The organism is Paraburkholderia lebeckiae (genome assembly GCF_050436325.1).
GTDB lineage: Bacteria > Pseudomonadota > Gammaproteobacteria > Burkholderiales > Burkholderiaceae > Paraburkholderia > Paraburkholderia tuberum.
On record NZ_JBNDLZ010000003.1, the window covers coordinates 2,621,134 to 2,635,984 of the forward strand.

Annotated in this window: 8 protein-coding genes; 5 read left to right on the forward strand and 3 right to left on the reverse strand. The window is 66.0% G+C overall.

Annotated elements, in window-relative coordinates; genetic code table 11:
* The first annotated feature begins 319 nt into the window (after positions 1-319).
* The 5 genes from OKW44_RS29955 to OKW44_RS29975 all read left to right on the forward strand — a co-directional run bounded on the left by OKW44_RS29955 (position 320) and on the right by OKW44_RS29975 (position 10,201).
* Positions 320-2,557, forward strand: coding sequence for a primosomal protein N' (locus OKW44_RS29955; RefSeq protein ID WP_018418847.1), 2,238 nt, complete (start codon positions 320-322; stop codon positions 2,555-2,557).
* Between the two features lie 169 nt (positions 2,558-2,726).
* Positions 2,727-4,154 carry a YeiH family protein gene (locus OKW44_RS29960; RefSeq protein ID WP_018418846.1) on the forward strand — a complete coding sequence of 476 codons (1,428 nt, stop codon included), beginning with the start codon at positions 2,727-2,729 and terminating at the stop codon, positions 4,152-4,154.
* 109 nt (positions 4,155-4,263) lie between these two features.
* Positions 4,264-4,437, forward strand: coding sequence for a hypothetical protein (locus OKW44_RS29965; protein ID WP_239499017.1), 174 nt, complete (start codon positions 4,264-4,266; stop codon positions 4,435-4,437).
* A gap of 598 nt (positions 4,438-5,035) precedes the next feature.
* Positions 5,036-8,965, forward strand: coding sequence for a trifunctional transcriptional regulator/proline dehydrogenase/L-glutamate gamma-semialdehyde dehydrogenase (gene putA / locus OKW44_RS29970; RefSeq protein WP_018418843.1), 3,930 nt, complete (start codon positions 5,036-5,038; stop codon positions 8,963-8,965).
* An 87-nt stretch (positions 8,966-9,052) separates the two neighbouring features.
* The gene (locus OKW44_RS29975) at positions 9,053-10,201 is read left to right on the forward strand and encodes a branched-chain amino acid ABC transporter substrate-binding protein (protein ID WP_018418842.1); all 1,149 of its coding nucleotides are present in this window, start codon (positions 9,053-9,055) and stop codon (positions 10,199-10,201) included.
* A 98-nt stretch (positions 10,202-10,299) separates the two neighbouring features.
* Here the strand turns inward: OKW44_RS29975 and OKW44_RS29980 are convergent, their stop codons facing one another.
* The 3 genes from OKW44_RS29980 to OKW44_RS29990 all read right to left on the reverse strand — a co-directional run bounded on the left by OKW44_RS29980 (position 10,300) and on the right by OKW44_RS29990 (position 14,830).
* A complete protein-coding gene (locus OKW44_RS29980; RefSeq protein WP_018418841.1) occupies positions 10,300-12,045 on the reverse strand; it encodes a thiamine pyrophosphate-binding protein in 1,746 nt (581 codons plus the stop codon).
* Between the two features lie 238 nt (positions 12,046-12,283).
* Positions 12,284-13,672: an L-serine ammonia-lyase gene (locus OKW44_RS29985; protein WP_018418840.1), complete on the reverse strand. Its 1,389-nt coding sequence runs from the start codon at positions 13,670-13,672 to the stop codon at positions 12,284-12,286.
* A 27-nt stretch (positions 13,673-13,699) separates the two neighbouring features.
* Positions 13,700-14,830, reverse strand: a complete 1,131-nt coding sequence (locus tag OKW44_RS29990; protein ID WP_018418839.1) for an alginate lyase family protein — start codon at positions 14,828-14,830, stop codon at positions 13,700-13,702.
* Between the last annotated feature and the right edge of the window lie 21 nt (positions 14,831-14,851).

The window sequence follows — 14,851 nt, forward strand, 5'->3', positions numbered from 1 at the left end:
ATCCTGCCCCGACCCTTGCACATACTCGGCGCATTTGATCTGAGCCTTGTCCGGCAAGGGTTTGCGGGGCGCGTGATGAAATGTGCGGAACCCCACACAAGGCCGTCGTGACGCCGTTTGCGGCCCGTCGAAGTGAAGTTCTCAACAAAGTTATCCACAGGGCAGCGAGCCGAGCGCAATTGTTCAGTCGAATCCAAAACTTAGCGGTGAAATTAAGGTTTTACTTTAACTTCGACGGCTTCGCGTCCCGTGCGACCCACCCCGCGCCGCGAGCTGGCCTCGTGCCGGCTCATCCTCAGCGCCACGCCGAGTGAACCAAATGTTCGTCCGCGTCGCGCTCGACCATCCGCTGCCGACCCTGTTCGACTACCGCTGCGACATATCCGGGGCGGCTGTCGTAGGCACGCTCGTCAGCGTTCCGTTTGGCAAGCGGCACGTGGTGGGGCTCGTTTGCGAAGTGACCGCTCACAGCGACGTGCCGGCCGAGCGCCTGCGTGATGTGGATCAGGTCTGCACGGCGTGTCCGCCGGTGTCGGCACATTGGCTCGCGCTCGCCTCATTCGCCGCGGACTACTATCAGCGCGGTCTCGGCGAAGTGGCGCTGCCGGGGCTGCCCCAGGCGCTGCGCGACGCGTCGCGCTGGTCGCGGCTGTTCGCGCCGGAAGAGCGCTATCGGTTGACGGCCGAGGGCCGCACGGTATTGCCTGACGCCTTGCCGGCCCGAGCGACGGCGCTCCGAGCGCTCGCTCAAGCACTCGCTCAAGCCGACTTCCTCCTCGCTGCCGACGCCCGCGCGCTGCATCCGAAGGCGCTGGCGACACTCGACACATGGCAGACGGCAGGCTGGGTCACGCTCGATGTGATCGACGCCGCCACGGTGCCCGCCGCCGCGTCGCTGCCGAACATGCCCGCGCCTGCCCTGCCAACCCTCACCGACGAACAGGCGAGTGCCGTCGAAGCGATCCGCGACGCCCACGGCTTCGCGCCGTTCCTGCTGCACGGGGTGACGGGCAGCGGCAAGACCGAAGTGTATTTGCGCGCGCTCGCCGCGATTCTGGCCGGCAAGCCCGCTGCGCAAGCGCTCGTGCTGGTACCGGAAATCAACCTGACGCCGCAGTTCGAGGCGGCGTTCCGCGCCCGCTTCGCCGCGCTCGACGCCAGCGCGATCGTCACGCTGCATAGCGGTCTCGCCGAAGGCGAGCGCGCCCGCAACTGGTTCGCCGCGCACACCGGCCGCGCGCGCATCGTGCTCGGTACGCGGCTAGCGGTGCTCGCGTCGCTGCCGCGGCTGGCGATCATCGTCGTCGACGAGGAGCACGATCCGGCCTACAAGCAGCAGGAAGGCTTGCGCTATTCGGCGCGCGATCTCGCGATCTATCGGGCGAAGCAACTCGGCGTGCCGGTCGTGCTTGGCTCGGCGACGCCGTCGCTCGAGAGCTGGTGGCAGGCAGATCAGGGCCGCTACGAGCGGCTCACGCTGTCGCGCCGCGCCGTCGCCGAGGCCGCGCTGCCGAGCGTGCGTCTCATCGATCTCGAAGACGAGCGCCGGCGCGGGCGGGGATCGATCGAAGGTTTGTCGGGCCCGTTGATCGCCGCGATGAAGGCGCGGCTCGAACGCGGCGAGCAGAGCCTCGTGTTCCTCAACCGCCGTGGCTACGCACCGCAACTCGCTTGCGACGCGTGCGGCTGGGTGGCCGGTTGTCCGCGCTGCAGCGCCTACGTCGTGCTGCACAAGCCCGAGCGCGCGCTGCGCTGCCATCACTGCGGCTGGGAGTCTCGTATCCCGCGTTCGTGCCCGGAGTGCGGCAACGTCGATATCGCACCGCTCGGGCGGGGCACGCAGCGCGTCGAGGAAACGCTTGCGAGCGCGGTGCCGGGCGCCCGCGTGCTGCGTATCGACGCCGACAGCACGCGCCGCAAGGGCAGCGCGCAACAGTTGTTCTCGGACGTGCACGCGGGCGAGGTCGATATTCTGGTCGGAACGCAGATGATCGCGAAGGGACACGATTTCCAGCGCGTGTCACTGGTTGGCGTGCTGAACGCCGATACCGCGCTGTTTTCGCATGATTTCCGCGCGAGCGAGCGCCTGTTCGCGCAGCTGATGCAGGTGAGCGGCCGCGCGGGCCGCGCCGGTCTGCCGGGCGAAGTGCTGGTGCAGACGCGCTATCCGCGCCACGCGCTGTATCACGCGCTGTGCCGTCATGACTACGTCGGCTTCGCCAATGCGACGCTCGCCGAGCGACGCGACGCGCACCTGCCGCCGTTCGTCTACCAGGCGCTGTTGCGCGCCGAAGGCCGCACGCTCGAAGCGGCGCTCGCGTTTCTGCAGCAGGCCGCCGCCGAACTTGCGCGGATTCCTGCCGCCGAGCGCGTCACCGTCTACGACGCAGTGCCGCTCACGATCGTCAAGGTGATGCACGTGCATCGCGCGCAACTGCTGATCGAAAGCGCGTCGCGCGCGGCGCTGCAGGCTACGCTGCGCGCGTGGCAGCCACTGTTGCGCGCGCTCAAGGGCGTGCTGCGCTGGAACCTCGAAGTCGATCCGCTCGACATCTGACGCCACGGGCCAGATGACGCCCGCCATACTTCTTTGAGTCATATCCATAGAGCGAATGATCGTTTCGCTTTGCGATCGCGCTCGCCTATAGTCGCCAAATCGGCGCATTTTGGGGCTAAACGACAATAACTTCGCGCCGATGCCACTCAACTTTCTCGGGGCATCTGCAATGAGCGACAGCCATCACACCGTGCCGGCGGACGCGCCGGGTCAGCGGCAAGGTACACAAGACGCGCAAACCGCACGAGGCAGCGGCTTTTCGCTGACCGAAGACTGGCTCGCCGCTGGCGTCGGCCTGCTCGTGATCGTGATCGCTTGGGCGCTGTTCGCGTCGGGTAGCAGCATCAAGTGGCTCGCGGTCGCGCCGGCCAAATGGTCGAGCGTCGCGCAGGCCGCGCAGGACATCGGCAAGCATCTACCCAACTACCTCGCGCTATTCGCCACATTCGCGGTGCTGTTCGGCGCGAGCGTCGCCCTGCTCCGGCAGCGCGTCGGCGCGTTTCTCGCCGCGTTCATCGTCGTGTTCGTCGCTTCCGCGCTGATTCTGACGCTCGGCGCATGGGTAGACGCGTCCAGGTACAACCTCGAGCCGCCGCTCGTCGCGCTCGCGCTCGGGCTGCTCGTGTCGAACCTGTTCACGCTGCCGGAGTGGCTCGCGGCCGGGCTGCGCGTCGAGTTCTACATCAAGGTCGGTATCGTGCTGCTCGGCGCGACGCTGCCGTTCACGCTGCTCGTGTGGGCCGGTCCGGTCGCGGTCGTCCAGGCGAGCATCGTCTCATTGGTGACGTTCTTCGTGATCTTTTTCGTTGCGCGAGCATTCGGACTCGATCGACGCTTTGCCGCCGTGCTCGGTGTCGGCGGCGCGGTGTGCGGCGTGTCGGCGGCGATCGCGATTGCCGGCGCGGTACGGGCGAAGCGCGAGCAGGCGTCGGTCGCGATCACGCTGGTCGTGCTGTGGGCGATCGTGATGATCTTCGTGCTGCCGTTCGCGTCGCGCTCGCTTGGACTGCCGACGGCCGTCGCCGGCGCCTGGATCGGCACCTCCGAATTCGCCGACGCCGCGGGCATCGCCGCCGCCCAGGCCTACGGCGATTTCGCGCGCCACGCGGGCGGCGCGATCGCCGGCGCGCCGGAAGCGTCGTTGCAGGCCTTCACGCTGATGAAGGTGGTCGGCCGCGACATCTGGATCGGCATCTGGGCGTTCGTGCTCGCAATCGTCGCGACGACGCGCTGGGAAGCGCAGGACAGCGGAGTCGCCGCGCGCGCGAATGCCGGTGAGATCTGGGCGCGTTTTCCGAAGTTCGTGATCGGCTTCGTGATCGCGTCGGCGTTGGTCACGTGGATCGCGAGCCATTATTCACTCGCCGATTACCGTAAGGTCGTCACGCCGGAGTTCGTCGCGCCGATCACGGTGCTGCGCACGTGGGCGTTCACCTTCTGCTTCCTGAGCATCGGTCTGACGACGCGCTTCCGCTCGCTTGCCGCGACCGGTCTGAAGCCGTTCCTCGCGTTCACGGCGGGCGTGGTGGTCAATATCGCGATCGGTTACGCGCTGTCCGCACACGTGTTCGCGTCGTACTGGAACAGCCTCGGATAACGCCGTGAAGATTTCGATGGATCGAGGCGCGGGCGCTGCGCCATACATAGGCGCCGCAGAGCGCAGCAGCGCGGCGGACGCGCCCTGCTGCGCCGGATGCCGGCATCGCGTGAACGAACGGGATGCGCTCGAGCAGCGTATCCCAGGGCTTGCCGTGTTCAGTTCAGGGTTCGGCGCGAGCGTCGCCGATAGCCGGCTGTGTGGTCTGCATGACCAGTTGGTATCGCCCGGCGATGTCTGTGCGCGGTTCGAGCCGGTTGCGCCGTCGCTCAGGCCGCGCTAACCCAACAGCGATCTTCAGGCGCAAATCCCCGCGCCAATCCAGTCGCGCATCCCCACATTCGCGCGCATCCGGCTTCATGAGCCGTTGCGCGCTCTCTCTTGATCTCAGTCGTTCAGCGCGTTTCGCGTATTCTCCGCCGATCCACGCGAGGCCGCGCTCGCACGCTTGCGCTCCTCTTCGCGCCGATTCGAGGCCCTGGTCGCGCCTCGAATGAAAAACACCGCACAGGCCGCGCACATCGCCCAGACGCCCAGTATTACCAGCCACTTTTCCATTACACCAACCCTCGGGAACCCCGTTTATCTTTTCTGCGTGCCCTGAAACCGACGTTTCGGGCCGTCCGTCTTCGTGCTTCTGTATATCGGCGCGCGAAGTCGTTTGATAAGGCTTATTTCAAAAAGAATCACGCCAGGGAAAATACCGATCGCAAACACCCCGGTTCGACTGTCGGTCACCGCCCGGAAACCCATGCTCCATAAGGCTTCCGGCGGGGTGCAACCAACGTGCCGATTTGGTTGCACCTTTTTATTTGGAGGCGTACGATTCGCCCAACTTTTAGTCTTTCGCCAGGCTCGCGCCCGGTATCAAAGAAGGAAACATGGCTAGCACCACTCTTGGCGTCAAGGTCGACGACCTCCTGCGTTCCCGGCTCAAAGATGCCGCCACCCGCCTCGAGCGCACCCCGCACTGGTTGATCAAGCAGGCGATTTTCGCCTACCTCGAAAAGATCGAGCACGGCCAGTTGCCGGCCGAACTGTCGGGCGCGACCGGCACGGCCGATCTCGCCGACGGTGCTGCGGTCGAAAACGACGAAGACGGCGCGTCCCATCCGTTCCTCGATTTCGCGCAGAACGTGCAACCGCAGTCGGTGTTGCGCGCGGCGATCACCGCCGCGTATCGCCGCCCTGAACCCGAGTGCGTACCGTTCCTGCTCGGCCAGGCGCGGCTGCCGGCCAACCTCGCCGGCGACGTGCAGGCGATGGCCGGCAAGCTCGTCGAAACGCTGCGCTCGAAGAGCAAGGGCGGCGGCGTCGAGGGGTTGATCCACGAATTTTCGCTGTCGAGCCAGGAAGGCGTCGCGCTGATGTGCCTCGCCGAGGCGCTGCTGCGCATCCCCGACCGCGCGACCCGCGACGCGCTGATCCGCGACAAGATCAGCAAGGGCGACTGGAAATCGCACGTCGGCCAGGCGCCGTCGCTGTTCGTCAACGCGGCGACCTGGGGTCTGATGATCACCGGCAAGCTGGTGACGACCAATAGCGAGACGAGCCTGTCGTCGGCGCTCACGCGCCTGATCGGCAAGGGCGGCGAGCCGCTGATCCGCAAGGGCGTCGACATGGCGATGCGCCTGATGGGCGAGCAGTTCGTGACCGGCGAGAACATTTCCGAAGCGCTCGCGAACAGCCGCAAGTACGAGGCGCGCGGTTTCCGCTATTCCTACGACATGCTCGGCGAAGCGGCCACCACCGAGGCCGACGCGCAGCGCTACTACGCGTCGTACGAGCAGGCGATCCACGCGATCGGCAAGGCCGCGGGCGGCCGCGGCATCTACGAAGGTCCCGGCATCTCGATCAAGCTGTCGGCGCTGCACCCGCGCTACTCGCGCGCGCAGCAGGAACGCACGATGAGCGAGCTGCTGCCGCGCGTGCGTTCGCTGGCGATCCTCGCGCGCCGCTACGACATCGGCCTCAATATCGACGCCGAAGAAGCCGACCGCCTCGAACTGTCGCTGGATCTGCTCGAAGCGCTGTGCTTCGATCCGGAGCTGCAAGGCTGGAACGGCATCGGCTTCGTCGTGCAGGCGTATCAGAAGCGCTGCCCGTTCGTGATCGACTACCTGATCGATCTGGCGCGCCGCAGCCGTCACCGTGTCATGGTGAGGCTCGTGAAGGGCGCGTACTGGGATACGGAAATCAAGCGCGCGCAGGTCGACGGCCTCGAAGGCTATCCGGTCTACACGCGCAAGGTCTACACCGACGTGTCGTACCTCGCCTGCGCGAAGAAACTGCTCGGCGCGCCCGACGCCGTCTATCCGCAGTTCGCGACGCACAACGCGCACACGCTGTCGGCGATCTATCACCTCGCGGGCAACAACTACTACCCCGGCCAGTACGAGTTCCAGTGCCTGCACGGCATGGGCGAGCCGCTGTACGAAGAAGTCACCGGCCGCGACAAGCTGAACCGCCCGTGCCGCGTGTACGCACCGGTCGGTACGCATGAGACGCTGCTCGCGTACCTCGTGCGCCGGCTGCTTGAGAACGGCGCGAACACGTCGTTCGTGAACCGCATCGCCGACGAATCCGTCGCGATCAAGGACCTGGTCGCCGATCCGGTAGAGGAAGCGTCGGGGATCGTGCCGCTCGGCGCGCCGCACGCGCGCATTCCGCTGCCGCGCAATCTGTATGGCGCGGAACGGCTCAATTCGATGGGCTTCGATCTGTCGAACGAGCATCGGCTCGCGTCGCTGTCGTCGGCGCTGCTCGCGAGCGCGCATCACCCCTGGCGCGCCGCGCCGATGCTCGAAGACAACGAGATCGCGGTCGGCGCTGGGCGCGACGTGCGCAACCCGGCCGACCAGCGTGATCTCGTCGGCACGGTCGTCGAAGCGACGGCGGAGCATGTGAGCGCCGCGCTCGGCCATGCGGTGGCCGCCGCGCCGATCTGGCAGGCGACGCCGGTCGAGGCGCGCGCGGATTGCCTCGCGCGCGCCGCGGATCTGCTCGAAGCGCAGATGCACACGCTGATGGGCCTCGTGGTGCGCGAAGCGGGCAAATCGCTCGCCAACGCGGTCGCTGAAATCCGCGAGGCGATCGACTTCCTGCGCTACTACTCGACGCAGATCCGCGACGAGTTTTCGAACGATACGCATCGTCCGCTCGGTCCGGTGGTCTGTATCAGCCCGTGGAATTTCCCGCTGGCGATTTTCATGGGCCAGGTGGCCGCCGCGCTCGCGGCCGGCAACACGGTGCTCGCGAAACCGGCCGAACAGACGCCGCTGATCGCAGCTCAAGCGGTGCGAATTCTGCGCGAAGCGGGCGTGCCGGCGGGCGCGGTGCAACTGCTGCCGGGCAATGGCGAGACGGTCGGAGCCGCGCTGGTCGCCGATCCGCGCACGCGTGCGGTGATGTTCACCGGCTCGACCGAAGTCGCGCGTCTGATCAACAAGACGCTGTCCGGCCGACTCGATCCGGATGGCAAGCCGATTCCGCTGATCGCCGAAACCGGCGGCCAGAACGCGATGATCGTCGACTCGTCGGCGCTCGCCGAGCAGGTCGTCGCCGACGTGCTGCAGTCGTCTTTCGACTCCGCCGGTCAACGGTGTTCGGCGTTGCGCGTTCTTTGTTTGCAGGACGATGTCGCGGACCGCACGCTCGAAATGCTGACGGGCGCGATGCGCGAGCTCGCGCTCGGCAACCCGGACCGGCTGTCGACCGACGTCGGCCCGGTGATCGACCTGGACGCGAAGCGCGGCATCGACGCCCACATCGCCGCGATGCGCGACAAGGGCCGCAAGGTCGAGCAACTGCCGCTGCCGGAGGGCGCGACGCAGGGTACTTTCGTGCCGCCGACGCTGATCGAGCTCGACAGCATCGACGAGCTGAAGCGCGAAGTGTTCGGTCCGGTGCTGCACGTGGTGCGCTACCGCCGCAGCCAGCTCGACAAGCTGCTCGAACAGATTCGCGCGACGGGTTACGGTTTGACGCTCGGCATCCACACGCGCATCGACGAAACGATCGCGCACGTGATCAGCCGCGCACACGTAGGCAACATCTACGTGAACCGCAACGTGATCGGCGCGGTGGTCGGGGTGCAGCCGTTCGGCGGCGAAGGACTGTCGGGTACGGGGCCGAAGGCCGGCGGTGCGTTATATCTGCAGCGTCTGCTCGCAACGCGTCCGGCTGGTTTGCCGAAGTCGCTCGCGCAGGCGCTGGTGATCGAAGTACCGCAGGCGGCAGAAAAGGGCGACAATCCGGCGGCCGCGCTGACCGCGTTGCGCGACTGGCTGATCGCCGAGCGCGAGCCGCAGCTCGCCGCGCGTTGCGACGGCTATCTGTCGCATGTGCCGGCGGGCGCGACCGCGGTACTGTCGGGGCCGACCGGCGAGCGCAATACGTACACGCTGGGCCCGCGCGGCACGGTGCTGTGTATCGCGTCGACGGCGAGCGGCGCGCGCGTGCAGTTCGCGGCGGCGCTGGCTACGGGAAATCGTGCGTTGTTCGAGGGCGCGGCCGGTGAACAATTGGTTTCGCAATTGCCGGCGTCTCTGAAGGCCCACGCGAGCGTGAAGAAGAGCGCCGACGCGCCGTTCGACGCCGTGCTGTTCGAAGGCGACAGCGATGAACTGCTCGCGCTCGTGAAGGAGGTCGCGAAGCGCGCGGGGCCGATCGTGTCGGTGCAGGGCGTCGCGGCCCGTGCGCTCGCGAGCGGCGACGAGGACTATGCGCTCGAGCGTCTGCTCACCGAGCGCTCGGTCAGCGTGAATACCGCGGCGGCAGGCGGCAATGCGAATTTGATGACGATCGGTTGAGCGAACCTCGGCGATTTATTCAATAGAAAGGAAGCGGCACGGCGACCCCGATACCGCTTCATCCACACCTGGTATCAAGGAGAAGCTATGCAACACAAAATGAAACAGCTGGCAGGCGCAGCTCTGGTTGCTGCCATGTCGCTGGCGGGGACGGCCAACGCTCAATCGACGGAAGACGTGAAGATCGGTTTCGCCGGTCCGATGACGGGCGCACAGGCGCACTATGGCAAGGACTTCCAGAACGGCATCACGCTCGCGGTCGAAGAGTTCAACGCGACGAAGCCTGTGATCGGCGGCAAGCAGGTTCACATCGTGCTCGACTCGGCCGACGACCAGGCCGACCCGCGCACCGGCACGACGGTCGCGCAGAAGCTCGTGGATGACGGCATCAAGGGCATGCTGGGCCACTTCAACTCGGGCACGACGATTCCGGCCTCGCGCATCTACGCGAACGCGGGCATTCCGCAGATCGCAATGGCGACCGCGCCGGAATACACGCAGCAGGGCTTCAAGACCACCTTCCGCATGATGACGTCCGACACGCAGCAAGGCTCGGTCGCTGGCACGTTCGCGGTGAAGAATCTTGGCATGAAGAAGATCGCGATCGTCGACGATCGCACCGCTTACGGCCAGGGTCTTGCGGATCAGTTCGAGAAGGCTGCGAAGGCGGCAGGCGCGACGATCGTCGATCGTGAATACACGAACGACAAGGCCGTCGACTTCAAGTCGATCCTGACCAAGCTGAAGTCGTCGAACCCGGATCTGATCTATTACGGCGGCGCGGATTCGCAAGCAGCACCGATGGTCAAGCAGATGAAGCAGCTCGGCGTGAAGGCGCCGCTGATGGGCGGCGAAATGGTCCACACGCCGACCTTCATCAAACTCGCCGGCGACGCGGCGAACGGCACGGTGGCCTCGCTCGCCGGTCTGCCGCTCGAAGAAATGCCGGGCGGCAAGGCATACGTCGAGAAGTACAAGGCGCGCTTTAACGAAGACGTGCAAACGTACTCGCCGTACGCGTTCGACGGCGCGATGGCGATGTTCACCGCGATGAAGACCGCGAACTCGACCGATCCTGCCAAGTACCTGCCGGTGCTCGCCAAGACGTCGAAGCCGGCCGTGACCTCGGCCAACCTCGCGTACGACGCGCGCGGCGATCTGAAGAACGGCGGTATCACGCTGTACAAGGTCGTCGATGGCAAGTGGACGACGCTGCAAAGCGTGGGCGGCAAGTAAGTTTTTTGCTGACTACGGTTGATAATAGAAAACCCCGCTCTGGCGGGGTTTTTTTATGGGCGGCGCATTCGACACGCTGTCGGGCCACTTGGCGATTTTCACTGCCCGCGCATCTTCCTCCCCTGCTCACGAATCATCTCGAGCGTCGCCGCGGGCGTGCTCGCTTCCTGCGGCATGCGAATTTCGATCACGGCCGGCAACTGCGATTCGATCGCGCGTTGCAACGCCGGCAGAAAATCCCCGGTACGTTCAACGGTTTCGCCATGCGCGCCGAACGATCGCGCGAATGCCGCGAAGTCCGGATTCGTGAGGCCGGTGCCATGCACGCGATGCGGATAGTGTCGCTCCTGATGCATGCGGATCGTCCCGAATTGGCTGTTGTTGACGACGATGAACAGCACGCGCAGGTCGTACTGCATCGCTGTCGCGAGCTCCTGCGCGGCCATCATGAAGCAGCCGTCGCCGGCGAGCGCGACCACCGCGCGCTGTGGATACAGCGACTTCGCCGCGAGCGCCGCCGGCACGCCGTAGCCCATCGCGCCGCTCGTCGGCGCGAGCTGAGAACGGAAGCGCCGATACGAGAAATGCCGATGCAGCCACGTCGCGTAATTGCCCGCGCCGTTCGTAAGGATCGCGTCGTCGGGCAAGTGGGCGCGTAACTGTTGGATCACTTCGCCCATCTGCACGTCGCCGGGAATTGGGCGCGGCTTGCGCCAATCCAGATACGCGCGATGCGCTTCCTCAGCGGCACCCGCCCAGGCGAGCCTGCCGGACGACGACGGTTTCAGTTCCGCAAGCATCGCCGCAAGCTCAGGCATGCCCGAGACGATCGGCAGATCGGCCGCATATACGCGGCCCAGTTCTTCCGTGCCCTGATGCACGTGCACGAGCGTCTGCTTGGTCTTCGGGATGTCGAGCAGCGTGTAGCCGTTGGTCGTCGCTTCGCCGAGGCGCGGACCGAGCGCGAGCAGCAAGTCCGCGTCGCGAATGCGCTGAGCGAGCGCCGGATTGATGCCGAGACCGACGTCGCCCGCGTAGTTCGGATGCTCGTTGTCGAAGGTGTCCTGGAAGCGGAACGCGAGGCCAATCGGCAACTGCCAGTTTTCGATGAAACGCCGCAGGTCCGCGCATGCGGCCTCTGTCCAGCCGCTGCCGCCGGCGATCACCATCGGCCGTTGCGCGCCTTCGAGCAACTCACGCAGCTTCGCGATCTGCGCGGCCGATGGCGACGCCGCCACGCGGTGATAAGCGGGTGCGCCAGGTACCGCGTCGCAGGCATCGCTCAGCACGTCTTCGGGCAGCGCCAGCACGACCGGCCCCGGGCGGCCCGACGTAGCCGTATGAAACGCATGACTCAGATATTCGGGGATGCGCTTCGGGTCGTCGATCTGCGCGACCCACTTCGCCATCTGACCGAACATGCGCCGGTAGTCGATCTCCTGAAATGCCTCGCGATCGAGATGTTCGCGCGCGCACTGACCGATCAGCAGAATCATCGGCGTGGAGTCCTGAAACGCAGTGTGAACGCCGATCGACGCATGCGTCGCGCCCGGCCCGCGTGTGACGAGCGCGACACCCGGGCGGCCGGTCAGCTTACCGAGCGCTTCGGCCATGTTCGCGGCCGCGGCTTCGTGACGGCAGACGATCGTCTGGATGCGCCCGGTTTCGTCGTGCAGCGAATCGAGCACGGCGAGAAAGCTTTCGCCGGGGACGCAGAACACGCGCTCGACGCCGTGTGTGAGCAACGCCTCGACGACGAGGCGCGCGCCGGTCGTGCGTGCGGGATGGGAAGCGATGACGGAATTGGCAGCGGAATCGGCAGCGGGAGCATTCGGCAGCGACATTGCGAAGAAGCCTCCTGGCAGTGCGTGGGTGCGTTGGGATGGAGCCGCATCGGCGGAACGTGCAACAGCGGCCGATGGGCGCTTCGACAGCTTACGCCGAGCACATGGGCGTTGTCATGGCGCAGCGCAACCGTTCGATCGGCGTACGCGCAACACGATCGCGCAAATGAAAACGCGAGCCGCAGGGCCCGCGCTTTTCCGATGCGATCGCACGCAATTGAATGCCGCGCTCAACGACTCAACACTCGACGATATTTACCGCGAGTCCGCCGCGCGACGTTTCCTTGTACTTGGTCTTCATGTCCGCGCCGGTTTCGCGCATCGTCTTGATCACCGAATCGAGCGACACGTAGTGGCTGCCGTCGCCGCGCAACGCCATGCGCGCGGCATTGACCGCCTTCACGGATGCCATCGCGTTGCGCTCGATGCACGGAATCTGCACCATGCCGCCGACCGGATCGCAGGTGAGCCCGAGGTTGTGCTCCATGCCGATTTCCGCGGCGTTCTCGACCTGCTTCGGCGTGCCGCCCATCACGGCGGCCAGCGCGCCCGCGGCCATCGAGCATGCGACGCCGACTTCGCCCTGACAGCCCACCTCCGCACCGGAGATCGACGCATTCAGCTTGTACAGGATGCCGATCGCGGCGGCCGTCATCAGGAAGTCGATCACGCCCTGCTCGTTCGCGCCCGGCATGAAGCGCGTGTAGTAATGCAGCACCGCCGGAATGATGCCGGCCGCGCCATTGGTCGGCGCGGTGACGACGCGGCCGCCCGCCGCGTTCTCTTCGTTGACGGCGATCGCGTACAGGTTGATCCAGTCGACCATGGACAGCGGATCCTGCAACGCGCGCTCCGGGTTGCCCGTCAACGCGCGATAGAGCTGCGGCGCGCGCCGCTTCACCTGGAAAGGTCCGGGCAAGTGACTATCGGCATCGGGATTGTTGATGCCGCATCCGCGCGCGACGCATGATTGCATCACGTCCCAGATCTTCAGCAGACCCGCTCGCGTTTCTTCCTCGCTGTGCCAGACGCGCTCGTTTTCCCACATCAACTGCGCGATGCTCTTGCCGCTCGCCGCACACAGCGCGAGCAATTCGTTGCCGGTACGGAACGAATGCGGAAGCTGATCGACGGCGCTCAATACCTTCGTGTTCGGCGCGCCGGCCGTCACGACGAAGCCGCCGCCGACCGACAGATAGGTCGACTCGCGTAGCGTTGCCCCTTGCGCATCGAAGGCGAACAGCTTCAGGCCGTTCGGGTGCTCGGGCAGCGCCTGACGATAAAACGCGATGTGCTCTTTCTGCACGAAGGGCACCTCGTGCGTGCCGAGCAGCGCGAGTCGGCGCGACGTGCGCACTGCTTCGAGCCGTTGTGCGATCGTCTCGGGATCGACGGTGTCGGGCGCGTCGCCCATCAGGCCCAGCATGACGCCGCGATCGGTGCCGTGTCCCTTGCCGGTCGCGCCGAGCGAGCCGTACAGCTCCGCTTTCACCGATGCAGTGGAAGCGAGCAGCCCGTCGCGCTCGAGTCCCTGGACGAACATTAGCGCCGCGCGCATCGGCCCGACCGTGTGCGAGCTCGACGGACCAATGCCGATTTTGAAGAGATCGAAGACGCTGACTGCCATGTACTGCTCCCTGCCTATAGAAAGAGTTTAGCGCGCCGGCAGCGGCAAGCACACGGCGAGCCACGCGGGCGGCGTGGGTGCGAGCTGCAGGGCGACTGGCGTAAAGCGTCCGTCGAGACGGGCCGCCAGGTGAAACAGTTCCGTCGCGTTCTTCGGATCCCACTGACCCGAATAGCCGGGCAAGCCGGCCTCGCGACGTTTTGCATCGAACGCGACGTTCGAATGCACGAATTCCTCATGCGTCTGGCCGCCGGTAGCAAACGGCACGAGCCAATTCAGCGCGGCGAGCAGCGTCGCGCCGTTCGCGCCCTTCTCCTGCAGCCAGTTGCGGTTGTGGCGGCGCGCGGCGAGCGCGGCCGTCACCAGCGGTTGCAGATCGTAGGTCACGTAGTGCAGCGCATCGCGCTCGCCGAAGTCGATCGTCGAGCCGTCCGGGGCGATGTTGTCGCCGATATGCTCGACGAACAGCCGCTGCGCGGCGTTGATCATCTTGCGGTTGTCGAGCGTGAATGCCGCCATAGCGATCAGCTTGATGCGGTGGCTTTGCCAATTGTTGCGGAACGTGCCAGTGAGCGGCCGCGGCTGCGCGTCGATCTGCGCGATGTAGCCGTTCGCGAGCTTCGTCAGAAACGCCATCGCCGCGTTGCGCGTTTTGACGGGCAACGCGCTCGCGGTCATGTCGTACGCGAGGATCAGACCTTCGAAACGCGTTTCGTCGATCGGATTGAAGCTCGGCTGATAGGTCGTGACCCACGCGTACAGCAGACGGTCGACGAGCTTCAGGAAGCGGTCGTCGCTGGTCGCGCGCCACGCGAGCGCGGCGTCGCGCAGCAGGTCGAGATCCTTCTCCGCTTCGACGCTCTGATCGTAGATGCCCTCGTGCGGCAGCGTGCCCTCGGTGTGCAATTTGGCGAGCGCATGCGGCTGCTCGTTCAGATGTGCCTGCACGTTGGCGACGAGCGCCTTGACGCCGGGATCGGCATTGGTGCGCTCGCTCGTTTGCAGCGCCGGCGCCGCGCAGAAATTCATCGCGGCCTGCGCCGCGCGCAGCGGCAGCAACGCGGCCGCTGCGGCCAACAGTACCGCGTAAGCGGGCCGCCACGGACGGACGCCTGCCGCTTCGGCCCGGCTTTGCATCAATCGCACCTTTCGCGCCATGCGAAACTCCTCGTTAGGCTG

Bases quoted from the DNA above. Each gene is read 5' to 3' on its own strand.
- OKW44_RS29955 (WP_018418847.1), top strand. From the start codon at position 320: ATGTTCGTCCGCGTCGCGCTCGACCATCCGCTGCCGACCCTGTTCGAC.
- OKW44_RS29960 (WP_018418846.1), top strand. From the start codon at position 2,727: ATGAGCGACAGCCATCACACCGTGCCGGCGGACGCGCCGGGTCAGCGG.
- putA (WP_018418843.1), top strand. From the start codon at position 5,036: ATGGCTAGCACCACTCTTGGCGTCAAGGTCGACGACCTCCTGCGTTCC.
- OKW44_RS29975 (WP_018418842.1), top strand. From the start codon at position 9,053: ATGCAACACAAAATGAAACAGCTGGCAGGCGCAGCTCTGGTTGCTGCC.
- OKW44_RS29980 (WP_018418841.1), bottom strand. From the start codon at position 12,045: ATGTCGCTGCCGAATGCTCCCGCTGCCGATTCCGCTGCCAATTCCGTC.
- OKW44_RS29985 (WP_018418840.1), bottom strand. From the start codon at position 13,672: ATGGCAGTCAGCGTCTTCGATCTCTTCAAAATCGGCATTGGTCCGTCG.
- OKW44_RS29990 (WP_018418839.1), bottom strand. From the start codon at position 14,830: ATGGCGCGAAAGGTGCGATTGATGCAAAGCCGGGCCGAAGCGGCAGGC.